Below are 25,220 nucleotides of genomic sequence, written 5' to 3'. Positions count from 1 at the left end.
GCAATACCCCTATCCACAAAAATGATCTGGTAAACATAGTATTGGGTTTAGTTAGAAAAGCTTTAAATATAATAATATCTGAACAACTGCTGAACTTGCGCTGTAATTTTTTAAGATTGTACCCAATATTCGTAGGGGGAACCAAGTAGATCAATAGCAGGTACTTAGCGAAATGCTAAAGAAACGAACGCTAGCAGCCATTGCATCTTCTTTACCTCGAAGAAAGACCAGATCTCATCGCTTTTAGGATTAACCGTACACGTGTCAGGCTTTCGTTGCTCTTGCACTAAATTTTGCCGTCGAATCTACTAGACTTGTAAGCATAACCACAAATGTGGAATACCGTTAGTACCTATGCGATTTTCTATAGCTTTTTTCGGACTTCTAGTACTGGCTACGTTACCCTCTAGGGGACAAGAAGTAGCCGTTGACCTTTCCATTGACCGCCTATCGCCCCGCCCGGTGAATGATGCTCCCGAAGCCAACTGGGGCAATGTTCACCACCCACTTTTGGCTGAGCAAACCAATGATCAACCGGATATTCAACAGTACTACCAATGCAAGAGCGCAGAAAACGCTGTCGACCATCGGAAGCTCCGGTACTGGAAAATTCAGAAGATTGTACGCAATGCCCCCGTAGCCCGCCCTCACTTTCTTGTCCAGTCCAAATCGCCCCGACATAGTGCTGGCACTAAAGTACCTAAGCAGAGACACGAAGCGCTCCAAGAGATGATGTCGAAACGGAAGGTAGTGTACTAAAAAAGCACCTTCTTACTTTCGTTCCAGGCTTTACAGCCAGGTCACTACATTGAAATCCTGCCGATTAGCCAGAAGCGGATGCTGCGGAAATACCCTGAATCCGTAATCGTACACCCCCGAAAAATTAATTTTCGTATTAGCAGTATACTTTACCATGGTTCCGGTTCCCTCGGGCACTTTAGAATCGCCATCAAGCTTTTCTACTTTCTCTTGGCTCATGGTTTCTTCCAACACCACTTGGTGTCCATCTTCTCCCCGGTGCGCTACTAGTAATTCTACCTCAACCTCTTCGGGCTGTAAGTCTTTAATATCCAGTACAATTTCGGCTTTAAAGTTTTCTCCCAATGGCAGTGGGTCGTTAGCGAAATCGTAAATAGATTTTTCTAATACTCTAATCTGGCTCCACACTCCGGCTACTTTACCTTTCCACTCGGCTAGCTCTTTAGCTCCAGCAAAATCGGATGAATGAATTTTTGTCTTCTGCTCGCCCAACTTATTATAGAAACGCTCAAAATAGTCGTCCATCATGCGTTTCATCGTAAACTCCGGAGCAATTTGAGCAATTGTTTTTTTCATGCTCTCTAGCCACTTCTCCGATACTCCATCTTCATTCTGGTCGTAGTACTGAGGAATCAGTTCATTCTCCAGAATGGCGTAAATAGTAGCCGCATCAAGCTCATTTTGTACGTCTTGATTTTCGTAGGCCCGTTCTTCTGATAAAGCCCAGCCAGTGTTGGGCTGGTAGCCTTCTGCCCACCAACCATCAAGCACACTTAGATTTAGCGTTCCATTAAGGGTTGCTTTCATTCCACTAGTGCCCGAAGCTTCTAAGGGACGAGTAGGCGTGTTCAACCAAACGTCAACCCCCTTCACCATTCTACTAGCCAATTCCATATCGTAGTCTTCCAGGAATACTACTTTTCCTAAGAACTCCGGTCGACCTGATACTTCCACAATCCGTCGAATGAGCTCTTGCCCCCCTTGGTCAGCGGGGTGAGCTTTTCCGGCAAAAATGAATTGCACCGGGCGATCCGGATTGTTTACAATCTTCGCCAGACGATCAACATCTTTAAACAACAGTTGAGCTCTTTTGTAAGTCGCAAACCGTCGAGCAAACCCCAGAATCAGGGTGTTTTCATCGAAGGAGTTCAGTATGTTGATGATCTGCTGCGGAGATTCATGTCTCCCTTGCATACTTCTCTTTAACCTTTTTTTGACGGTGCTGATCAGCTTTTTTTTCAGGCCATGCTTAATTTTGATTAACTCAGCACCATTAATATCTTGTATCTTTTCCCACTGTTTAAGATCAGACTGGTTTTTATGGAAGCTTTTGCCGAACGTCTTTTCGTAAAATTCTTGAAGTTCCTGAGAGGTCCAGGTATAATAGTGCACCCCATTGGTTACGTAGCCAATATGCAATTCTTCCGATTCAAAGCCCGGAAATAGCGGTTGAAACATTTTTCGAGAAACTTCCCCATGAATCTTACTAACCCCGTTAACTTCCTGACTAAGTTTAAGAGCCAAGTGACTCATAGAAAATTCTTCGTCTTTATTGTCCGCTTTTATGCGGCCCAATGCCATAAACTTCTCCCACGATAAGCTCATTGAATTGGTGTAGCCCGATAAGTAAGGCCAAAGCATCGACTCAGGGAAGCTATCATGACCGGCAGGCACCGGAGTATGCGTAGTAAATAAAGAAGAGGAACGAATAACTTCTACCGCCTGAGCGTAAGATAAACCATCTTTTATCAATATTGCGAGCCGTTCTAAACTATTAAACGCAGCGTGCCCTTCGTTGAGATGGTAAATATCGGGATGAATGTCTAGAGCCTGTAGGGCGCGCATTCCGCCAATACCTAATAGCAACTCTTGCTTTAATCGGTTTTCACGATCACCTCCGTAAAGATGATGCGTAATCACCCGATCAGCCGCCTGATTATCTTCAATATCAGCGTCTAGTAAGTACAGCGGCATGCGCCCTACCTGCACTTTCCAAAGCTTGGCGTACAGCATTCGCTCCGGCAGTTCAATCTGAATTTTTATCCATGTACCTTCTGAGTTACGCACGGGTTCAACGGGCAAATACGTAAACCGCTGAGGATCGTACAAAGCCATTTGTTCACCGTAGTGCGATAGTCCCTGCCGAAAGTATCCGTAGCGGTACAGTAACCCTACGGCTACCATATCTACATTTTCATCGCTAGCTTCTTTTAGGTAATCCCCAGCTAAAACTCCCAAACCACCCGAATATAGCTTCAGAGAAGAGTGAAGCCCGTACTCCATACAAAAGTAGCCTATTTTAAGTGGCGACCGCCGCTTAGTCTCACCCATATATTCTTTAAACTGACCTTGCACTTGAGCCAGTTGTTTCATAAAGTCTTCGTCTTGTAATAAGCGTTCGTAATCTTGATAATTTAGGTTTTCAAGGAGAGCCACTGGGTTTTGCCGGTACTGCGTCCATAGTTTGGGATCAATGCTACGAAACAAGTTAATTGCTTCGTAATTCCAGCACCACCACAAATTTTTAGAAAGCTCTTCTAGTCCCTTTAGTTGGTCGGGTACCTTCGACTGAATGTATAGGCGCTTCCAGCGAGGTGAAGCACCTTCACTTATATTCTGAATGTTCATTGAGTGTTGATTTTTACGTAAATAAATAGTCAGCTAGGCATGTGCGATGCCCATTAATAATTATAGCGAAACTGGTTGGGTTACCTTGTCGAATTCTTCAATCAACTTACCCATACGGATAATCTCGGCAACGTTCCAGGCTTGAGATATAGCTCCTCGGGGTGCGTGAGGAGCGTCTCCATCGTAGACCTCCGAAATACTACTAATACCATGTTCCGGCATCGTTTCTTCAAAGCTGCGGTAGAGCGAAGTTACGTAAGGCAGAGCCTCCTCTCGCTCAGCTACTTTAAGGTAAGCTTCTACGTAGTGTCCCATAAGCCACGGCCAAACGGAACCCTGATGATACGCCAAGCGCCGCTGGGTTTGTGTACCTTGGTAGTTTCCTCGATAATCTGAGGCTTGTCTGGATAAACTACGTAGGCCGCGAGGGGTTAGTAGTTCTTTTTTTACTACCTCAATAATGCTGCTAATTTGCGCATCAGAAAGTGGCGAAAAGGGTAAAGAAGCCGCTAAAATTTGATTGGGCCGTATTGACCAGTCTGTATTTTTACGATCTAGGCTAACAAGGTCAGCTAAGTAACCTTTCTCTTGGTTCCAATATGCTTTCAAGAATGATTTTTTTATCTTCTTGTCCATCCCCTTCCATTCGCTAAGCACCTTTTTGCCTTCGGTAGAACGCGGCCCCGCAATCTCCAAGGCAAAGCAGACTGCATTATACCACAAAGCGTTTACTTCTACCGGAAACCCACCTCTTGGAGTGACTGGTTTACCGTCGATATATGCATCCATCCAAGTAAGAGCAATGCCTTCTTCACTTCCCGAAAGAAGCCCGTCATCCTGCATTTTAATCTGGTACTCGGTACCATCCCGGTAACTTTCCAGAATTTCGCGAATAGCCGTGCCGTAGCTTTTCCAAACTGCCTGACGATCGCCCAGGCGATGCGTGTACTGTTGTAATGCCCAGAAAAACCATAGTGGGGTATCAATAGCCTCATACGTTACCTGAGAGTCGTTGTATTTCCAGAACGGGAAGAAAGCACCCTTACGATACTTAAGCATCGTATCTAACACTGCTTTAAAGCTTTTTAGATCACCTTGAACCAGCGATAACCCCGGAATCGCAATGAACGCATCGCGTCCACCCCGACGGTACCGCTGATAGCTAGCGATTACATCAGTACGGTCGTACTTACGAGCTTCGGGAGTACTCCGGGTTTTTAACACAAATTGTTCAGCCGATACTTTCAGGCAGTTTTCAAACGAACTTCGTGCCGTTCTCTTTCGCGTCTGATTGTTAAACATCCGCAGTAGATTACCGGCTTTAATCACATCAGGCCCACCGGTAAATAACACAATATCTCCCTTAGAAGCCTTTACTTCAAAGTAGCCCGGAACATAGAGATCTTCCTGATAAGATGCGCCTAGTTCCAGGTCCTCAGGATATTCAATATTATAGTACCAATTTGCTTGAGGGGTAAATCTGCCATTATTGCTAACCTGCATAAAAATTTCCTGGTACTCAGGATACAACTGAATACTCACCCCATCTTCTACCTCGGTAATATGAGGCTGAATACCTTCATTGGCCCTCATAAGCTGATTAACATTACGAAAAGCCAAAAAGGGAAACAGCCGCAGCGTGATTTCTTCGCTTGCTTGCTCAACGGTGTAGCGCATTAGAACCCGATCTTCGTGCTCTACTAGTAGAAACTCCCGGGTTAGCACCACATCTTTCATCCGATACGTTGACTTTGGAATAGGATCAGCGGTAAAATCCTTCATGTAAACGAAGCCATTGGGATTGTATTCGTTCGGATATTTATGTACCCCTAAGTTAAAAGAGGCATTGTTTACAATAATTGTCTCATCTAGCGATGATAGTAATACATGAACTCCTTCCAACCCAGGTTGATGGGCTACTAGCAGACCGTGGTAACGCTTAGTGTTACACCCTACAATAGTAGTAGAAGAATAGGCACCGGCTTTATTGGATCGTATGATTTCCTTATTCAAGGAATATGAGAGGTCAAGTAGTTGTTTCTTATCAAATTGAATGTAGCTCATCCAGAAAATATGGTTTGGTTCTCAGAAAATAGCTCTAAGTAAATATCTTGGCAAGATAATGCTTTCAACCAGCCTAAGAGAAGTTACTGATGATTATTTTACAGTTAAGCGATCAGTATAGAATATTGCTTGTAGCAAGTAACCTCAAGGAGAAAGGTATACTATTTTTGGACCGAAATGTTATTACTTCAGTTATTTTAAACTCATACTAGGCTGAAAGAAGTTCAAAATAGCAGATTTTGTTACGTAATCTATTAGAACAGGTCAATTTTTTATGAATAATTATTGTTATTTCGTATTTCATTACTACCAGACTTCATCACAACTCATATATTTGTGTCGTCTGGTTTAAAATTTATGCAGCAAGTATCCTTATTTGTATTGGCCGAGCAGCCATCGGTAGCTAACCACTTTATGGCTGAGTTGCGTAATTATACTCGCCAGACCGATCGAATGCGGTTTCGCCGGAACATTGAGCGTTTAGGAGGAATCTTAGCCTACGAATTATCAAAAGCGCTACCCTACCAGCCAGAGTTGATTACTACTCCCCTGGGAACTACTAATATATCATTACTCGAGCAACAACCAGTGCTGGTTTCTATATTACGGGCGGGTATACCATTACACCTAGGGGTGCTTGATTATTTTGATGAAGCCGATAGCGGATTTATAGGAGCGTATCGGCACCATGATGCTACCGTTCCCGCTGGTTTTACTATTCGGCTTGACTACCAGAGTATTCCAAGCATTCAAGATCGGCCGCTTATCTTAATCGATCCCATGCTGGCTAGCGGACAAACCTTAGTTAAAGTACTTGAGCAGATCAGCAAATACGGCACACCTTCTCAAACACATATTTTATCCGTTATTGCCGCCCCAGAGGGAGTTTCTCTGCTTGAGGAGAAAGCTCAACATCCGTATCACCTTTGGGTAGGAGCTATTGACGAGCAGTTAAACGATAAATCTTATATCATTCCCGGCTTAGGAGATGCGGGTGATTTAGCTTTTGGAAATAAACTATAGCATACATTCATGATCGTTAATATCGGAATACTTTTAGGAGGGCTTGTTGTATTGATTGCAGGGGGGGAATTCTTAGTACGAGGCTCTGTCAGCATTGCGCTACGTCTGAAAATCTCTCCTTTAGTAGTTGGACTCACAGTCGTAGCCTTCGGCACTTCTGCCCCCGAGTTGTTTATTAGCGTTCAGTCGGCCCTCAGCGGCAGCCCCGATATTGCGATGGGTAATGTAATTGGCTCCAATATCTGCAACCTAGCTTTGGTGCTGGGCATCACCGCATTTATTACCCCAGTGCCGGTTCAAAAAGATATTATACGCATCGACTGGCCAGTGGCTATGGGAAGCTCACTACTGATGTTTGCCTTAGTACAGGGAAACCTGATTAGCTTTTGGGAGGGTATACTATTTATTACGCTGCTGATTGGCTACACTTTTTTCACTATCCTCAATTCTAGAAAAGAGACTAAAAACTTACAAGCTCAGGCTGAAGCATTAGATGTGCCTGCCCAGCCTACTGCCAGCCTATGGCGAGATGTTCTATTATTAGTTATTGGTATAGCTGGACTAACGGTCGGCTCCAACTGGTTTGTGTTCGGAGCAAAAGAACTAGCGATTGCCCTAGGAGTAAGTGAACGAGTTGTTGGTATTACCGTAGTGGCTTTAGGGACCAGTCTGCCTGAGTTAGCTACTGCCATTGTGGCTGCTATGCGAAAAGAAACCGATATTGCCATGGGTAACCTCATTGGCTCCAATATTTTTAATATTTTATCTATTCTTGGCTTCACTAGCATTATTGCTACAATTCAAGTTAACGATGTTATCATCCGTTCCGACATGATCTGGATGCTACTTATTACGTTCATGATCTTCCCGATGATGATTACCCGCCGAATAATCAGCAAAGTGGAAGGAGGTATTTTGCTGGCGTTTTACCTCTATTACATCTACTCCGTGATAGGTCCAATATGATAGAATAAATGATGGGTAATGTACAGGGAACAAATAAAAATGTGAAATACGAAATATAAGATCTAAAAAAAAGAGAAGAGAGTACGGAAAACGGTCAATCTACTTTCATACCATGTCCTCTTTCTTCCTTTCTCCGATCTTTGATATTTTTTATATTTCGCATCTCATGTTTTATATTTCGCATTTCATATATCATATTTTCTATTTCGCATTTCATATATCATATTTTCTATGAGATTTCTTTACGTCTTTCCCCACCCCGATGACGAAGCCTTTGGTCCAGCAGGTGCGATGCATCGTCAGCTTCAGCAGGGGCACGAAGTTTACTTACTAACCCTCACTCGGGGTGGTGCTACCAAGCAGCGGAAACGTTTAGGGCTTAGCGTAGAAGAAATGGGAGAAGTACGTTACCAGGAAATGTTGGAGGTAGAAAAGGTGCTCGGATTAAGCGGTATGACAGTGCTTGACTTGCCGGATAGTGGACTTAAGCACATGGATCCCAGAAAAATTGAAAAAGTTGTAAGTGATCATATTCGGAAGATTCAACCAGATATTTTCGTGTCTTACCCGGTACACGGTATTAGTGGTTTCCACGACCATTTAGTCATGCATGCCGTAGCCAAGCAAGTGTTTCTCGCGCTGCGCGAAGAAGGCGTTCCTTACTTGAAGCGACTGGCTTTTTTTACAATACCCTATGAAGGAGATGGCACGTTCAAAAAAGGGGCAGATTTTATTATGAAGCAGTCTTTACCCGAAGAAATGGACTGCGTTGTAAGCCTCAACGAATCTAATATTGATGCACTAAAAGAATCGCTTGATTGCTACAAAACCTATCAACAAGTTATTGAGAAAGTACAGGTAAAGGAGCTAGTGGGTGATTCTATTTATTTTGAAATCTACCAAGAATCCTTTAATCCACCACTCACTGACTTAACTGAGCATTTACCGGATTAACTGCCAGAAGTTAAAGAAACCAAAGTCAGTCAGGGTAGTTTTACCCATATGGCTCGCGCTAAATTTGACTACACCCAAGAATTTGATCGTATCAACTTCCGCAACCACCCCGAATTGTATCAGATTGGTAGAGGGGAGCAGGGGGTTCTTTCGGTTGAACCCTATAAATCGGAAATTCTGCCGCACTGGCGCTTTAAAGATCCTGATACGGCTCGTCAGTCGTCGAGTAAGATTTACGAGCTTTTCTTGGAGTATTTAGCTCGAAACGATTTTGTTGGAGCCGATATGGCTCGGAAATTTTTACAAATGGGATATACGCGCGCTCGCCGCTATGCAAACTATCGCGGAGGTAAAAAATACGCTACCAACCCCCAGAAAGAACCCACACCCGAAGCAGAACAGCAAGCCCGTCAACAAATACTACCCCGACATCATGATCCAGTAAAAGCTGAATCAGCCCAGATTTTTAAGGAGGTTTGGGAGAGAGCCAAACAGCATTCTACCTATCAGCAGCTAAAAGCGGAGCATACTAAAAAATACTGTTCTTAGCCAATTTTTTGAATACTTGGGTAGCTTTCGTACTTTCCTTACAAATTGCTCTCTTCATGAAAACACTTAACCTCTTTATAGTCTGGCTAGCCATTGTACTGGCTACGGTATCTTGCCAACCTACCTCGCCTCTTTCTGAAAAAGCCCAACAGGCTGTTAGCACCTTGCAGGTAGCGGATGGTTTTACCGTTGAGTTAATCGCTTCCGAACCTTTGATTGCTGACCCCGTCGCAATGGAGATTGATGAATACGGGCGGATGTACGTAGTAGAAATGCACGGCTATCCGTTAGATACGGAAGGGTCAGGAAAGATTAAGTTACTTACTGATACTGATAAAGACGGGCTGCCCGACCAAAGTACCACATTTGCCGAAGGCTTGATTTTGCCCACTGGGATTATGCGCTGGAAACAAGGCGTATTAGTTACCGATGCCCCGGATGTACTGTACCTAGCTGACACTACTGGCGATAATGTTGCCGATGTGCGCGAGGTAGTTTTAACTGGCTTTGCCCGATCCAATCCTCAGCACAACCTGAATAGCCCGGTATATGGCCTAGACAACTGGATTTATCTGGCCCATGAGGGTACTGTTTCTACTAAGTTTTTTCACGAGCAGTTTGGCGGAGAAGGCCAGAAGGTCACTTTCCCTAATCATCCTGAAGTAAACTTGCCAGTAAATGCCGATGGGCGCAACGTTCGCTTTCGTCCGGATACCTACGCGCTAGAAATGATGTCGGGTGAGTCGCAATTTGGGCATACCTTCGATCACTGGGGTCATCAGATTATGACCAGCAACGCTAACCACCTTTTTCACGAAGTATTGGCAGCGCGCTATATGCAGCGCAACCCAGTTTTAGCAGTGGCCGATGCTACGGAGTACTTGCCTACTTATGGTCCCGGTGCCGAAGTTTTTCCTATCACGCAAAACCCAGAACACCAGTTACTAACCGACGTAGGTACCATTACTTCTTCTTGCGGAGTAACCTGGTACCTGGGCGATCTATTTCCTGAGAAGTATCAGCAGGTAACCTTTATCGCCGAACCGGTTCATAACTTAGTTCATGCTGACGTAATTGAGCCCAAAGGAGCGACTTTTGAGGCCAATCGATTGTTCAGCGAAGAGGAGTTTCTGGCATCTACCGACAGTTGGTTTCGTCCGGTCAACTTTTATGTGGGCCCGGATGGTGCTTTATATGTGGTAGATTATTATCGACAAATTGTTGAGCACCCCGAGTGGATGAGCGAAGAAGTGAACCAATCTGGGGCACTGTATAATGGTACCAATCAAGGGAGAATCTATCGCATTTCACCCAAGAACAAAAATCCTGATAAATTCCTAAACAACCTCGCTATTGGCGATTTACCCAGTAAAGAACTCGTTGGCTTACTAGAACACCCGAATCTTTGGCAGCGCCGAACTGCTCAGCGGCTTTTGGTAGATCGACAGGCAATAGAAATAGCCAATCAACTAGAGGCAATTATTTCTAACAGTACCTCAGCCGTTGGGCGACTACACGCCCTGTGGACGTTGGATGGATTAGATGCATTAAACGAAGCTATAATCAAAACGGCTTTACAGGATGCTGAAGCGGGTGTCCGGGAAAATACCATCAAGCTGGCTGAGCTGCATTGGAATCAGTATCCTAACTTAAAAAATGAAATTTTAGCTTTACAAAACGATTCGGATGCTAAGGTCAGATTTCAGCTTCTTTGTAGTTTAGGCTCACTGGATAATCCCGAAGCTCAGTTGGCCAGTCAACAGCTACTAGAGCAAGATATTACTGACGAATGGGTGCATTACGCGGCTTTAAGTTCACCCCAGGGTAACCAGCACTGGTTGGCTTTTGCCCAAACCCATTTTGCCGCTAATCAAGGCGATGCAGAGACTTCCTTTCTTCTAAAACTGGGGGCTTTGATTGGTTTAAAAGGTAACCAGAATGAGATAGCCGAAGTTATTCAGTCGGTAGAACAGGAAAATAGTGCTGGGTACGCAAGTCTGTTAGAAGGATTATCTCAGGGTATTAAGTACGCTGATATTGCGCCTTCTGCATTGCAGGCAGAAAAGAAGACGATGTTAGCGAACGTTCGACCAGATTGTGATCTTAATTTGCGTCAGGCTAGTTTGAATCTGCTGGCGAGTTTAGGTCAGCTGCCACCAAAGGAAGCTCAAGTAGCCGTTCAGCGAGCCCAACAAGCACTTAATTCTTCTTCAGCCTCCAGCGAATGGCAACACGATGCCCTTACATTTCTGGGAATTGCTGATCCAGATCGTTATCAGAATCAGTTTTTAGCTATGCTTACTCCGCAGCACGCCAGCAGTGTACAAAACGAAGCTCTACGCATGTTGCGCCGTACTGCCGGAACTGCTCCCTGTCAAAATCTTCTAACACGATGGCCTTCGCTTACCCCGGATGTTCGGGAAAATGCAGTTAATGTATTTTTAACCGGATCAGAGCGCACTCATTTATTACTAGCGGCGGTTCAAGAGAATCAGATAGATCAATCGACCGTAGGCTGGCGACGTACGGTCCATTTAATGAACCACGACGACGATAGCATTCGTAGTGCAGCCCGCCTAATTTTTTCCGGGCAAACTACCGATGAAGACAACCTGAATCAATATCAATCCTACCTTACCTCTTCAGGGGATTCAGAGAACGGTAAGAATGTTTTTCAGCAATCTTGCGCTACTTGTCATCAAATGAAGGGTGAGCTTGGTACTTCGTTTGGCCCCGACCTTTCTACTGTGAGAAACCGCTCGAAGGAATCTATCTTATACGACATCCTTCTCCCTAATCGCTCTATTGCCGACGGTTTTGAGCTGTGGGAAGTGACGCTCACCAATGGTACTAAGCAAACCGGCGTGATTACCTCGGAAAGCTCCACTACTTTAACCTTAGCTGATCTGGCGGGTAATGAATCTACTGTAGCCCGAAATACAATTGCACAACTAGAAGCAGCCGCTTACTCAGCTATGCCCGAAGGTCTGGCTAATCAAATTGATGAAGAGGATATGAACGATTTACTAACTTTTCTGAAACAAATTTGAACGAAGAAGTGATTGAATGGTGAAAGATAGCAATAACTTCAGCAACCTTTATTCTGGCCTGACTTGAATTATCTACTCAACAATTGTTTTATGTAAGCTAGAAGCGGGTAGACAACCCCCTCCTATAGCTTTCAATTATCAACTATCCATTTTCAATTAATCTTATGTTTACTGGAATTATTGAAACTGTTGGCGAACTTGTTAACTCTATTGATGAAGGGGGAAATAAGCACTTAGAAATTGCCAGTAGCATGGCCTCCGAGCTTAAGGTTGACCAGAGTGTAAGTCACAACGGCGTTTGCCTGACCGTTACCGAGATCTTGGAACTTACGTATCGGGTAACCGCAGTGCAAGAAACACTGAAGCGTAGTAACTTAGGTAAGCTTACCAATGCCTCGAGAATTAATCTAGAACGCTGTATGCCCGCCAATGGTCGCTTCGATGGTCATATTGTGCAGGGGCACGTAGATTTGACAGCTACCTGTACTGACATTAAGGATCAAGCGGGCAGTTGGTTATTTCGTTTTTCTTACACCCCAACATCAAACAACCAGCTGCTAGTAGAGAAAGGGTCGGTTACTATCAATGGGGTAAGCCTCACTTGCTTCGATATTACTGACTCATCATTCGCCGTAGCTATTATTCCCTATACCTACCAACATACTAACTTTAGCCAATTGCAAGTTGGTGATACCGTAAATCTAGAATTTGATATTGTTGGGAAATATATTAGTCGGATGCTCCAGAGTCAACTAGGCAAATAGATCGAAGAAACTTAATGATACTTTGCTGGCAGGGTATTTAGCAAATGGTGACGTAACCTCCGGTAGAGTTGATGAATAACTATCGCTACAGCGAATCCAATCAGCCCACCAACTAATATATCCAACGGATAATGAACGCCCACGTAGATACGACTATAAGAAACCAACCCGGCCCAAGCGAATCCCCAAACAAACCACTGACTCCAGTTGCGAAGCAGTAACCACAGTCCCGTAGCAAAACCAAACGTATTGGCTGCATGTGAGGAGGCAAATCCATATCTTCCTCCGCAACCTTCCACTAAGTGAACTTGATTAACCAATCCCGGATTGTGGCAGGGTCTCAAGCGTTCAAAGAGGGGTTTCATAAGTCCGGACGTGAGCTGATCGCACGCTATAATAATTAGAATGAGTAAAAGCACCATCCTCGCTCCCTCCCACTGATACTTTAGTAGTAAAATAGCAACAACTAAAGCATAAGCCGGAAACCAAGTGTACTTATTAGTGATCAGGTACATCACCGGATCAAGCCAGGGGACATGCAGGCTGTTTAACCACAGAAAAAGCTGTTGATCAGCCTCCTGAATTACTTCAATCATCGTTAGAAGTTAGCTAGACTAAAGTAACGCGTAGAAACTTGCAAAAATTAAGAAGATGCCAAAAAAACTATAGCCCTAAGCCATTTCTGAAGACAAACTGATCGTAGGCATCGTGGAAAGCCTCTATATCAGGAGATAAGGTGATAGCGTATTCGTAGCTGGTGAGTGCGTCGGCTAGCAGATTATTTTGCTCGTAGAAAGAGGCTAAGATTAATTTATCTAATGCACTCTCTTCACCTGAAAATACGAGTTTCAGTTCTTTAAGCTCTTGTTCAATTTGCGCCGATTCATCGGAAGTCATATGTTTGATACCGTAGCTACTTGATTGCACTTCTTTGTGCAGCTTCTTCTGAACGCTTACAATCAATAGTCTCTCCGAGGCAATGGGTTCTTGCTCAAAGTCTAGCCAAAGTTTAGTATCGGTCGCGTCCTTCACCATAAGTACCTCGTCAAACATATTTTTAAACACCACCTCATAATCATCAGTCAGCGTTTCTTGATCCTTCCAGCGTAGTACCACTTCTGGACTATAAACGTCTACTGAATTGGGTAGATACATTTTCAGCTTTCTGTTTTCTACCGACCGGGTAGTTTCTTTAGCACTATTACCAGGGTTAACAATTGACTCAACGTAGGCATTAGCGTACTTCCGAGAAACTTCCGATGGACTTGATTTAATTTGTTTATGCAGCCGAGAAACTTCGTAAGTACCCACTTTGCGGTAAGGAATAGTTTTTCCGCTTTGATGAACTAACCCCAGATAGGCTCCCTTCTCGATCTTTATCAAATGATTTTCTCGTAGCTCTACTCCAATCTCAATAGGTATCCACGTACTTTCTGAATCAGCCCGGTAAAAAACCTCTCCTTGGTGGGCGAGAACATTAAAGGTGTAGTCAACATCCTGACCAACAGTTGCTGTTAAGCTTAAGTAAATAAAAAGAAAATTAAGTAGTAAGTATTTCATAGGTAGACCTGAATAATAAACAACTTAGGTAGGCAATGCCACGCTAATTGATCCGACTAACGCTAATTATTAATAAAAATATTAAATAATGGCTAATAGTAAAATAATATAGATATATTTTATACTTACAATCAAAATATACTCTAAAAAGTTTAATTTTTTACTAAATTAATACAAAATGTAATACTATTATTGCTAAGACTATTGCTGTCTTTGTAGGTAGATAAACTATATTATATCTTAAATTATTATCTTATTTTCTTAAACACCAACGTACTACATCACTTATTTAAAGAAATGTATTGTGAAACATGAGACGAGGAACGCTCACAACTAGCCAGTATACCGACGAAATACGATCTGGCAACCGCTTCGTATTAAGTCAAGCTATTACTTTGGTAGAAAGTACGCTTGCTGCTAATCAGAACTTGGCCCAAACAATTATTAGTGCACTTCTTCCCTACACTGGCAATTCCCTTCGATTGGGAATTACCGGAGTACCAGGAGTAGGAAAGAGTACATTTATTGACCAACTGGGTATGATCTTAATCCAAGAAGGATGTCGCGTTGCGGTACTTAGCGTAGATCCCAGTAGCCCGCAATCAAAGGGAAGTATTTTGGGTGATAAAACTCGTATGCAACAGTTAAGTCAGCAAAGTGCGGCTTACATTCGTCCTAGTGCTACCGGTAATTATTTAGGTGGAGTAGCTCAACAAACCCGAGAAGCTATTTTGCTTTGTGAAGCCGCTGGTTATGACATAATTATTATTGAAACGGTGGGTGTAGGCCAGTCGGAGACAATGGTTCGCCACATGACTGACTTTTTTCTTCTTCTTATGATTAGCGGAGCTGGTGATGAACTGCAAGGTATGAAGCGGGGGATTATGGAAATGGCTGATGCCATTGCTATTAATAAAGCCGATGGTAGCAACAAGAAAGCGGCACAGATTGCAAAAAAAAACTACGAGCAAGCACTTCACCTTTTTCCTCCCGTACCAGGAAAACCATCACCGGAAGTAGTCACCTGCTCAGCTTTACACAACCAAGGGTTATCCGAAATTTGGAGCTACATTCAGCAGTTTGTGACTCACACTAAAGCATCTGATTATTTTCAGCAGCAACGGCAACAACAGCAACAAAGCTGGATGTACGAACTAATTCAGCAGCAGCTTTCTCAACATTTTTTCCGACAAGAGAGTATTCAGAAAATACTGCCACCAATAGAAAAAGAAGTGCTTCACGGTAAAATTACTGCCCGAGAGGGTGCCGAAAAACTGATAAAGTGCTACCGTAATTAGATCTTAAAAGGTGATTACAGCTAATTCATCTGCATAAACTCGATACAGCTGATATTTATTATTAGCCTCTGAGTACAGTAGCGCCACCTCGCCTCGGCTCTCAACCGGACGGTTATTAAACAACTTACCTCGCCGATCAAATAAGTAAGTGAATTCTTGTACTTTATCACTGATCGCTATAACCTGATTGTCGGTTCCAAAATTGTAGTATTGTACTGACAGTTCATCTCGACCGAGAGCTCCCGGAGTGAAGTACGACTGCTCAAACCAGACTCTACCGTCCTTGTCAAGAACACTCAATCGTTGCTCATCCTGGCGAACTATAACAAAATCTTTCTCCAGTCGGTCAGGGCAAAGAAGAAAATGGGTATTGGCAGAAGTACGAAGTAATTGCTCCCGCTTAAGTAATGTTCCTTCCAGATTTAATGAGATAACTTCCCCACTTTCGGTCACAGTGGTAAGTTCAGAATCGGCAAATGTATTATCAATGTTAACGAACAACGGATTTTCACAAGCTTGTCCTAGCTCTACAGGAAACCCCGGATAGGCTTCACCTCTTCGGTTCAGAAGATACAACAGACCGTTCTTTAACAAGGCTACAATGCAGTCTTTACCACGAACCCGAATATGTTTAGGAGCTTCAGCTAACGGAACGGTAAGCGATAATGGATTCCAACCTTCCAGATTATCACGATCCGCGTTAAATAACCAGAGTTGCCCCTGCGGGTCAGTAATTAGAAACCGGTAATTTCCGTCCTGCTCGTAGTCAAAAACTGAAAGATACTGAACGCTAATACCTTCCGGCAAGTAAAAGGGGTAGCCGTTTACGTAGTTACCCGCCCGATTAACCAGATGCAAGACTGAATCAGTGGCCCAAACATAGTTGGGGGCGGAGCTTCCGGGTAAATTGATCTGAGTCACCTCTCCTACCAAAGACGCTTTCGTTGAGTCTGACCAGACAATCGTCTGCTGAGTCGGATGTAAAAGATGCATTACGTTCGATTGATCTTGCACTACCACCCGAATTTCCTGATTGCCCCCTCGTACTACAAAAGGTTTAGATGAAATAGCTGTATCTATCCGCTGCCGATTAGCCGTAATGAAGCCACTACTCGCCGGTTGATTTTCAGTATGATAGGTTACCACCATATTTGTATAGTACTCCTCTCCCATGGTGCTAAATTGTAGGGCAACCTCATTGAGTTGGTTTAGTTCAGCTTCTTGTGATTTAGCCCACTCAGCCCATTTTGGCGATAGACTATTAATCCACTGCTCTCGGTAGTGGGGCATATCTATCAGTAAGCTAAGGTTAGCGGGATTAATAGATCGTTCTAAAAAGCGACTCTGCCCGGGTGTTCTACTCCAAGTGTTTTCGGCTATCTGATCGGAAATTAAGCGTTTCAGAGCGTTAAGGCTATTGGAAAGCACCCAATGAGTAGCATCGTGGTACCAAAAGTATTCGCTCGGTGCTGAAGACAATTCACCGGTAAGCAAATTGGGCAACGTACCATCGGGCAGATTCCGCAAAGTATAACCCGCGTATGTCTCTTGAAACGAAAGCGAATCCGAATGACCAGTTAAAGATTGCAGATTCTGTTCTAGTATAGCTACATCGGCAATTTCTACTATAATCAAGTGGTCTTCTTTACTTGAACTTGCTTCCAAAGTAACTACTCCTAACTCATTGCCTGCCCAAGAAAACCAATCAGTCAAGGTATTTCCTGTTTTGTCTTGAAACTGCCGCCGTAGTTGTGATAGGTGACTACTATCCTTCGTTTGAGATAAAAATTCGGTGTACTCCTCCAGCCAGGAACTGGCTTCAGAAGATGTCCATTGGCGAATAGCAGCTGTCCGGCTGGGAAGATAGCTCCCTAGACCAAATGGAGCAGCCGACTGTTCGTTGAAGACCGATAAATATGTTTTGTTTGGTGATGCTTCACTAAATCCACTAAACAGCCATTGATTATCCTCAATTGATACATCTAACATCAGACAGTCAGCTAAAGCATCTATCAAAAAGTTAGCCCGGTTTTCTTGGTCAGTAGTGAATACTGAAGCGAAGCGGGATAACTGCTTACCATTGATGATAACGTCACCTTGATCGTGCTGGGAAAACGCACTTTGAGATAACATTCTTCGCCACGATTGTTCCGGTACTTCAGTATTACTTAATCGCCGAATTTGATCTTCTACCAAAAAAGGAGTAAAGCTACCAACAATAAAGTTGTTGGTTTGTATCCAGGAAAAGCGAACCTGCTGAGATTGATGAACCCACTCTTGAATACTAACCCCTTGGTACTGTTGGCTTTCCACCTTCCATTCGGGTGAATTCCTTACCGTTGCTACTAGGTTTTTCCAGTCGGTAGGTGTATTAGTATTCTTTAAATCTAAGTAGAATGAGAGACCAATATCATCGTTGCCAATAACGTGACTTACAATGTATACAGATCGGTTGTTGAGAAGAGAAAGGAGCGCTGTACTATCTAGCGCGTTCACTCCTCGTTTAATATCCCGAACATCAGGAACGGAAGCAATAAGCCGACCTAATGGGCTATGCTGCATGTCAGCCCAATTGGCAGGGAAACTTTTAGAATGATATACCCACAAGGCATCTTCAGCCACTAATTGGTCAGCAGTTAGCAACGTTGGTTCAGCAACGTATTCCTGATAGCCAATAATTCCGGCAGCTACCAGTAGTAGTCCAATCAGAAAGAAACCAATTTTACGTAACACACCTGCTTAGATTAACATCAATCAGATTATCTAGCGATTAAAAACGCGAAACTGTAAAGTGCATAGAAGAGTCAATGAACTACTTGCTACTTTACATCAACAATCACCCAGAAATCTGACCGTAATTTATAAAAGTATTCGTGATTTCTTCGGCTAATTCTCGTACCAATAGCACTAACACTCAATCTTAGCGCAGGAATCGTAACCTTTTGTAAAGATTTGATAACTGCTACTGCTTGAAAGCTTGTAGACGAAAAAGACCCCTTACCTTAATTTAGCTAGATGAAGAAGATTTATGGTGTTGATTAGGAAGGGTGACAGTGAGGGCAGTACCGCGGTTTGGCCGAGAGTTAATAGAAATGTTTCCCTTCAATCTTTCTACCGTTTCATGAACAATGAATAGACCCAAGCCTGAGCCTTCACTACGGTCGGTAGCCCGATAAAACATATTAAATACGCGGGGAATGTGCTCCTCCGCTAGGCCGATTCCATTATCTGATATCTTGATATTCGCCTGTTTCTTACTGATTCTCACCTCTACTTTAATTCGAGACTTTCGGACCCCATAGCGCCGATACTTGAAAGCATTAGAGATGATATTATTGAGTATAACCCGAATTTGCGTTAAATCCGATACAAACGAGCAAGGCTGGCTAATCCGGGTGCTTATTTCTAAGTTTTTATGATCCTCTAAATGAAAAAAGCTGCTAATTGACTGTTCCACTTCTACCATAAAGTTAATCTTTAGAAGTGGCCGCGGGGTAGAGCTTCGTGAGCGAGATATACTAAGTAGGTTTACCAAAAAGGCATCTAATCGCTTGACGCTTCCTTCAATCAGTCCAACAAATCTATTACGCTCAGCGTCGTTAGTCTCATTCTGAAGAAGGGTAATCAGCCCTTGCATTGACCGAAGAGGAGCTCGCAGGTCATGAGAAGCGTGATAAACAAAATTGTCTAAACCAACATTCACCTGCTCCAAATTTTTTATCTGCTGCTGAATTGATGAAACATCCTGGGCTACCATATAAATGTTACCTTCGGTGTATTGAGCAGAAAACAGTAGCCAGGTTTTATCAGGCATTATCTCTAACACCCGATTAGTAACGCTACCCTGATTTACTACTTCGCGAATAAACTGAAGCCACTCGGGCGTTCGTTGCCAAGGAATGTTCGCTACCTCATCATCAGTAATTCCCAGTAGCACCAGTGCTTCTGGGTTTGCTTCTATAATACTTCCCGTCTGCGCTTCTACTGCTAAAAAACCTGAAGGAACAATTTTTGGTAGAAGGTGCGCCTGGGAAAGCGGTTGTTCGCACTGAGGTGAAAAATCAAGAGCAATTATCGGCTTTTCCGATTCTGTATCATTTAACGTTGCGGTAACGGCAACTGACAAATTTGACTGGTCGGGATTACTTGAATCAATAATAGCCTCGACTCGTTGTCCTCCACCGGTCAGTAGCAGATCAACTATTTTCCGAAGCTGCCCCTCACCTTTACCAAAGGTTTGGTATACCGCATGAATTGGCAAGCGCACCGGGCCTGATATATCGTTAGCTGCTATAATCGTAGCAAATGCATTACCCGGTTGCCAGTGAATTTCTTTTATATGCACTAGCCCGCGAATACCCGCCTTGTCTGCCTTCTGAGCAAAGGCACCTTCAGAACTGACAGTATATTCTTTCGATTCAATGGACTTTGATCGGGTACTCTCCATAAATTCAATCTCTTATAAAAGAGACATCTGATATTCTAGCACAAAAATAAGTGAATATTTCAATTGAATGCAATTATTTATCTTTTAGATGCATAAAAAAGTTATGAACGTATAGGATTTAATTAGTTGTCATCGTAGGTTAAAATTATACGAAAGCAAAAATGAGAATAGCACTTAACGTAGATAAACACCTTCACTATCAGGCTCGAATATTACTTCAATATGTTCTTGAAGCGTAGTAGCTAATTCTAACCCGGTATAATTAGCCATCACTGGAAATTGAATATGACTACGATTAACTAAAACCGCAATCTCCAGACTACTAATTGGGCGCTCAAGAAGAGATGGTAAACAGTAGGCTAAAGTGCGCCCCGTGTTTAGCACATCGTCAACAAGAATAATACTGTTTCCGTCAAAATCAGTAACGGGCACGTTAAATTCTACTTGAGTCTGCTGTTGCGTAAATTTTTTCAGTGATACTTCTACTAATTTAAGCGACTCTTCATCCTCAGAAAAATGACTGATTTTATTTAGCTCCTTTACAATCAGTTCCGCCAGATGGTAACCTCGGTCTAGTACTCCCGCCAGAATGATTTTCTCCTGAGCGAAGTTGCGTTCGTATATCTGATAAGCAATTCGAGTTACTTTCTGAGTAATCTGCTCAGCATTTAATAACAATCGAGGTGAATCGGTAGTAGTCATTAGTCTAGTAAAAGATGGTTCAATTGTTCAAAGGTTCGATTGCTGATTCTGGATCAAGTCCGGGATGGCTGATTGTTGAGATTATCACTAGTCATCAATCATTATTCACTAAATAAATTTTTCAACTTCCGGTATCCGGTTTTTGTAATTACATTACACTTTCACTACATCAGATTCTTCCGGGATGGGTAGTGACTTACTATCTTTAAAGGTAGATAAAATCACTAGTGACTGTAGGCTGTCCACTACGGTAATTTCGTTCACTTTGTTGAGCATCAACTGCTGATAAGAAGCTATGTCTTTAGCAATTACTCGCAAGATAAAATCGCTGGTGCCCGTTACGTGATGACACTCAATAATTTCATTAATCTGATTCACTGCCTCAATAAAGGTTTGAATACTTCCTTTATCGTGACCGGTGAGTTTAATCATGACAAAGGTGCTGATCCCTAATCCAATCTTGGCAGTGTTTAGCTTAGCGTGGTAGCTATCAATTACATTTAATGTTTCTAGCTTTTTTACTCGCTCCAATGTCGGAGCAGGAGAAAGACCTATTTCCTTAGAGAGTTGGGCATTGGTGATCTTGGCATTGGACTGGAGTATTTCCAGTATCTTACGGTCTATCTTATCAAGTTTTAGGTTATGTGCCATGAGATTTGTTTGTTTAAAAAATTCTATCAAATATACGCTAATTAGTAAACAAACGCTGAATGTATCAGCAAATTTCGCGGTAGTATTGCCAATTTATCAAAATAATCTTAGGAAAAATCCTGGTTTTCTTATCTTATGACCATATACTAGACCTACAACCCTACAATCACTCGGTGGCTAATGGTCTGCCCGACCACTGTTATTTCTAGCGTATAAATTCCCACTGGGGGTTGGGGAAGATATACAATTTGCATAATCATTTCTTATGTATCTTCGTTTAACTGAGTACTAACAGAAATATGAAGACATACAGGTTTACAGCAAAAGTATCCGAACAAGGCATTATTCAGGTTCCTTACAATCCTTCTCTCTTTGAAGGCGAGGTAGAGGTAGCTCTTATGCCTAAAACTGAGTGGAAAGCAACCAAATTTTTAGAAAAATGGGGTGGCTTTTTGTCGGATCAAGATGCTGACCTAGCCAAACATGAACATTTATCTACCAAGTACCAATAATGGATAGGGTACTTCACAATACCAATATATTACTTGACATTGTGCTCAAACGGTTGCCTGACTTTAATGATGCTACCCGACTGCTCTTTGATTGACAGAGAAAATATTGCTGTCTGTATGATAGCTAACTCTATGCCGCCATCTACTATATGATGAGTTCATCGACAGAGATAAAGCGATTCCATCCCTTCTTAATTAGTCCCTTTTTCAGCGTTTTATCTCCACTCCAGAGCCTTCCGTCAAGATACATAGCTAACGCTACAAACTCAGTATCATCAATATCTATATCTTCAGTAAGTGCTAGTGCATCGGTATAAAAGTGATCAGGGATTATCTGTCTATCGACAAAGCGGATTTTACGAACGAAGAGTTCCAATACTCGTCTAAACTCGTGTTCAGTATAACCAGCTAGAGACATTAATTTAACTGAATGATTATCAATCTCAGCCCGAAGTTGATCGGTAGAGTAATACGTAAACGTAGTTTTAGGGCGAAGGATACTATTGGCGATTCGGCTATCTGTGTTCAACATCCCACTAAATACCACATTAGTATCTACAACTATCTTCACCGACTAAGCTTTTTTTCCGTTTTCTTCCAGCGACCTGCTTTTACTGTTTTGACTAACTGGTTGACATCATTCTGAACTGCCTTAGAATCTTTAGCTAGCTCTCGAAATTCTAAAAGATCAGCGATGTCTTGCAAATCATCCACTGCAATATCACCCGATACACGAAATATTATTTCATTGTTAACTCTTTCTATCGTCATGCTATATCGTGTTATTTTAACATTAGCTTAGTAATAAATATCAAGAAAGCGCATTAAATACTTTTTCCCGAGTAGAATTTTCGCCCGTTCATCCGCCGATCATTGCTTTGAGCAGAAAAGCATCTTCCTGTTCTTCAGTACTAATTACAGTAGCTTTTGTTCTCATCTGTTTAGCTAACTGTTGTAGTAATTCTACCTCTTTTTTATTCTTAGGGGAAAAGATAACTGCTTCCATATTCAATATTTTATTTACTCAAAAGTACGTTAACTAACTGCTTCCACCTTTACTAAAACGAAAGCATACTAGTACGGGTTTCTTCCAACCTACAACCCTACAATCCCCCGATGGCTAATGGTCTGCCCGACCGCTGTTATTTCCAGCGTATAAATTCCCGCTGGGGTTTGAGAAACATCCAGCACTACCGTATTTAATCCTGGTTGGGCATTGGGCAGTTGCTGGGAAAGAACTTGCTCCCCCATAGAACTGATAAGGCGTAATTGCACGGCTTCCGCAACTTCCAGTAGCACCGATACAACCACCTCAGTATCGGCCGGGTTAGGGAAAGGTGTTTCCACCAAAAACGAGTTAGCTAATGTAAGGCACGCTCGGTTATTAGTGGTATCTAATTCGCTAATAATGTTTAGGCTCTCATTAGCTTTTTCATTCTCAATGCGTACGGTAGTGCAGACGTACTCAACCGGATTTTGCTGATTACGAATATTAGCCAGCGAAGTCTGTAGTGGATAATTAAGCCTCTGACCAGGCAGTAGGGTCTTATCAATCTGTTCGGTAAGGGCTACCACATCTCCCAATTGCACCAATACTTGCATATTTGATACAGCCAACGTTCCCTCATTCTCTATTGATAAAATAAGCTGCGACGAGCCATCACTGCCCTCTAGGCGTAGCAGCTCCCGAACGGCTATACCCAATGTAGGATCTACTACTTCAACTGTCTGGCGAGTAGTATCTGAGCAGCCTGTTTCGTTGAATACTACTAATTCCAATGTATATTCTCCGCGTTCTTCTAGGGTAAACGAAGGGGTAGCTTCTTCCGAGACCAATTCGCCATTGATTCTCCACTGCGCTTGTGAATAATCTTGAGAAAGGTTGGTAGGTTTAATTGTTAACGGAGCCCCACCCGACGGTTGATCCAATTCAAAAGTGGCTACCGGAGCAGCTTGAACCACAATCGTACTATCCCAAGAAAAGGTGCACCCCGCTTTGGTTTCTAGCGTCAGGGTGATAGGGTACTCTCCTGCTTCGGAAAACACTACGGTAGGCGAGACGTCAAACACGTTGCCCACCGAAGTAATGTCCCAAGTGTACTGCGCTGCCTCCCAACCGTCTATTGCACTTTTATTTATCAGCGTAGCTGGCTCACCCACGCAGTTAGTAGCTGCTTGAAACCGAATCTGAGGCAAGGCTGGCACCTCAATAGAGTCCGTGCGCACCGCGTTGCAACCCGACGAAGCAAAGGCCGTCAGCGACACCGCATAGGTTCCTGGTTCGGCAAACGGGTAGGTTACGACAGCATCAGTAAAATTTTCACCATTAATTGTCCACAGCCGTTGCGTAATAATCTCGCCCGCTACCACCGTAGAGCTATCGTTGAATTGATACAAAAACGGATCGCCCTCAGATGGACAAACCCGCCCTGCCGTAAATGCTGGACTTACCGGACTTTCTACTGTGACGGTCTGCGTTGCCGTAGCCGCACAGCCTCCGCTAGATTGCGTAGTTAGGGTAACGGAGTAGGTTCCGGCCTGCAAAAAAGTATGCGTAGGATTACGTTCGTCAGCCAGTTCACTACCATCGCCAAAGTCCCAGCTCCAACCAATAATATTAGCGTTGCTACCCGCCGTAGTAGTATCGGTGAAAAGGGTAACTACTCCGGCACAGGCTACATCAGAAATGAAGCCCACCGTCGGTTGTTCGTAGACCGTAACAGTTTGACGCGACACATTGGCACAACCGGGAGAGGTATTAGCAGTAAGGGCAATGTCATAGGTACCCGCCTCAGCAAATGTATACTCCACTGCTTCCGCCGACAGCGTTTCCAGAGTACCCCCGTCGCCAAAGCTCCACTCATAGTCCGTAACATTATCTCCCGTCGTTTGATTCTCCAGCGTGATGACTTCCCCCGCACATAGCTGAGCCGGAAGGCCAAAATCGACCGTTGGTCCCTGTATCACATTAACCGTAGTTTCAAAAGTCTCGGTACAGCCCGGAATACTGGCCACTAACTGCAAGGTTTTATTTCCTCCCTCCGCAAACACAATATTCGGATCAGCTTCTTCCGACACCAGTTCGCCATCTACCAACCACTGGTAAGTAATTAAACTATCTATATCGGCCCCTTTAGCGTCCGTCAGATTATTGAAAGCGACAGCCCCATTCGTACAAACCTGCCCCGTCGGAAGGGAAAAGTTAGGATCGGGCGGTTCGTAAATGGTGACTTCTTTGGCAAGCCTTTGTCCACAGCCATTACCCGATTCTACTTCGAGGGTGACAGAGTAGG

At 43.3% G+C, this 25,220-nt stretch carries 21 protein-coding genes; 9 read left to right on the top strand and 12 right to left on the bottom strand.

Going from position 1 to position 25,220, the window contains the following annotated elements:
• The first annotated feature begins 354 nt into the window (after positions 1–354).
• Positions 355–759 (top strand): hypothetical protein, encoded by a 405-nt coding sequence (locus tag WBA23_RS20670; protein ID WP_424584179.1) that lies wholly within the window; start codon positions 355–357, stop codon positions 757–759.
• A 30-nt stretch (positions 760–789) separates the two neighbouring features.
• Here the strand turns inward: WBA23_RS20670 and glgP are convergent, their stop codons facing one another.
• Positions 790–3,387 (bottom strand): alpha-glucan family phosphorylase, encoded by a 2,598-nt coding sequence (glgP, locus tag WBA23_RS20665; protein WP_424584178.1) that lies wholly within the window; start codon positions 3,385–3,387, stop codon positions 790–792.
• A gap of 60 nt (positions 3,388–3,447) precedes the next feature.
• Positions 3,448–5,451 (bottom strand): amylo-alpha-1,6-glucosidase, encoded by a 2,004-nt coding sequence (locus WBA23_RS20660; RefSeq protein ID WP_424584177.1) that lies wholly within the window; start codon positions 5,449–5,451, stop codon positions 3,448–3,450.
• A gap of 357 nt (positions 5,452–5,808) precedes the next feature.
• Between WBA23_RS20660 and upp the strand changes: the two genes are divergently transcribed.
• From upp to WBA23_RS20630, 6 genes are all read left to right on the top strand, one after another.
• Complete coding sequence (upp, locus tag WBA23_RS20655) at positions 5,809–6,474, top strand: uracil phosphoribosyltransferase (protein ID WP_424584176.1); 666 nt, start codon at positions 5,809–5,811, stop codon at positions 6,472–6,474.
• A 9-nt stretch (positions 6,475–6,483) separates the two neighbouring features.
• Positions 6,484–7,440, top strand: a complete 957-nt coding sequence (locus WBA23_RS20650) for a calcium/sodium antiporter (protein WP_424584175.1) — start codon at positions 6,484–6,486, stop codon at positions 7,438–7,440.
• A 231-nt stretch (positions 7,441–7,671) separates the two neighbouring features.
• On the top strand, positions 7,672–8,394 hold the full coding sequence (locus WBA23_RS20645) for a PIG-L family deacetylase (RefSeq protein ID WP_424584174.1): 723 nt from the start codon (positions 7,672–7,674) through the stop codon (positions 8,392–8,394).
• 48 nt (positions 8,395–8,442) lie between these two features.
• Complete coding sequence (locus WBA23_RS20640; RefSeq protein WP_424584173.1) at positions 8,443–8,943, top strand: DUF4385 domain-containing protein; 501 nt, start codon at positions 8,443–8,445, stop codon at positions 8,941–8,943.
• A gap of 56 nt (positions 8,944–8,999) precedes the next feature.
• Positions 9,000–11,993 carry a PVC-type heme-binding CxxCH protein gene (locus WBA23_RS20635; protein WP_424584172.1) on the top strand — a complete coding sequence of 998 codons (2,994 nt, stop codon included), beginning with the start codon at positions 9,000–9,002 and terminating at the stop codon, positions 11,991–11,993.
• A gap of 164 nt (positions 11,994–12,157) precedes the next feature.
• Positions 12,158–12,757, top strand: coding sequence for a riboflavin synthase (locus WBA23_RS20630; protein ID WP_424584171.1), 600 nt, complete (start codon positions 12,158–12,160; stop codon positions 12,755–12,757).
• Positions 12,758–12,768: 11 nt separating this feature from the next.
• Here WBA23_RS20630 and WBA23_RS20625 read toward each other — a convergent pair whose 3' ends face one another.
• Positions 12,769–13,353: a phosphatase PAP2 family protein gene (locus WBA23_RS20625; RefSeq protein ID WP_424584170.1), complete on the bottom strand. Its 585-nt coding sequence runs from the start codon at positions 13,351–13,353 to the stop codon at positions 12,769–12,771.
• 67 nt (positions 13,354–13,420) lie between these two features.
• Complete coding sequence (locus tag WBA23_RS20620; RefSeq protein WP_424584169.1) at positions 13,421–14,317, bottom strand: hypothetical protein; 897 nt, start codon at positions 14,315–14,317, stop codon at positions 13,421–13,423.
• Between the two features lie 311 nt (positions 14,318–14,628).
• Here WBA23_RS20620 and meaB point away from each other — a divergent pair, with 311 nt between their 5' ends.
• Positions 14,629–15,615 carry a methylmalonyl Co-A mutase-associated GTPase MeaB gene (meaB, locus tag WBA23_RS20615; protein WP_424584168.1) on the top strand — a complete coding sequence of 329 codons (987 nt, stop codon included), beginning with the start codon at positions 14,629–14,631 and terminating at the stop codon, positions 15,613–15,615.
• Between the two features lie 3 nt (positions 15,616–15,618).
• On the opposite strand, the gene WBA23_RS20610 is transcribed toward meaB, so the two are convergent.
• The 4 genes from WBA23_RS20610 to WBA23_RS20595 form a co-directional block, all read right to left on the bottom strand.
• On the bottom strand, positions 15,619–18,348 hold the full coding sequence (locus tag WBA23_RS20610) for a hypothetical protein (protein ID WP_424584167.1): 2,730 nt from the start codon (positions 18,346–18,348) through the stop codon (positions 15,619–15,621).
• A gap of 274 nt (positions 18,349–18,622) precedes the next feature.
• Complete coding sequence (locus WBA23_RS20605) at positions 18,623–20,062, bottom strand: sensor histidine kinase (RefSeq protein ID WP_424584166.1); 1,440 nt, start codon at positions 20,060–20,062, stop codon at positions 18,623–18,625.
• Positions 20,063–20,236: 174 nt separating this feature from the next.
• Complete coding sequence (locus tag WBA23_RS20600; protein ID WP_424584165.1) at positions 20,237–20,764, bottom strand: phosphoribosyltransferase family protein; 528 nt, start codon at positions 20,762–20,764, stop codon at positions 20,237–20,239.
• A gap of 153 nt (positions 20,765–20,917) precedes the next feature.
• Complete coding sequence (locus tag WBA23_RS20595; protein ID WP_424584164.1) at positions 20,918–21,415, bottom strand: Lrp/AsnC family transcriptional regulator; 498 nt, start codon at positions 21,413–21,415, stop codon at positions 20,918–20,920.
• A 299-nt stretch (positions 21,416–21,714) separates the two neighbouring features.
• Here WBA23_RS20595 and WBA23_RS20590 point away from each other — a divergent pair, with 299 nt between their 5' ends.
• Positions 21,715–21,927 carry a hypothetical protein gene (locus tag WBA23_RS20590; RefSeq protein ID WP_424584163.1) on the top strand — a complete coding sequence of 71 codons (213 nt, stop codon included), beginning with the start codon at positions 21,715–21,717 and terminating at the stop codon, positions 21,925–21,927.
• 145 nt (positions 21,928–22,072) lie between these two features.
• Here the strand turns inward: WBA23_RS20590 and WBA23_RS20585 are convergent, their stop codons facing one another.
• The 4 genes from WBA23_RS20585 to WBA23_RS20570 form a co-directional block, all read right to left on the bottom strand.
• On the bottom strand, positions 22,073–22,498 hold the full coding sequence (locus tag WBA23_RS20585) for a PIN domain-containing protein (RefSeq protein ID WP_424584162.1): 426 nt from the start codon (positions 22,496–22,498) through the stop codon (positions 22,073–22,075).
• Positions 22,495–22,698 (bottom strand): hypothetical protein, encoded by a 204-nt coding sequence (locus tag WBA23_RS20580; RefSeq protein ID WP_424584161.1) that lies wholly within the window; start codon positions 22,696–22,698, stop codon positions 22,495–22,497. Before WBA23_RS20580 ends, WBA23_RS20585 begins: the two co-directional genes overlap by 4 nt.
• Positions 22,699–22,786: 88 nt before the next feature.
• Positions 22,787–22,933: a hypothetical protein gene (locus WBA23_RS20575; RefSeq protein ID WP_424584160.1), complete on the bottom strand. Its 147-nt coding sequence runs from the start codon at positions 22,931–22,933 to the stop codon at positions 22,787–22,789.
• Between the two features lie 89 nt (positions 22,934–23,022).
• Positions 23,023–25,220, bottom strand: a 2,198-nt coding sequence (locus WBA23_RS20570) for a PKD domain-containing protein (protein ID WP_424584159.1), incomplete at its 5' end; no start/stop codon positions are given.

The organism is Tunicatimonas sp. (assembly GCF_049647865.1).
Lineage (GTDB): Bacteria > Bacteroidota > Bacteroidia > Cytophagales > Cyclobacteriaceae > Tunicatimonas.
The sequence above is the reverse complement of the archived record's forward strand: the minus strand, read 5'-3'. Positions and strand labels throughout refer to the sequence as shown.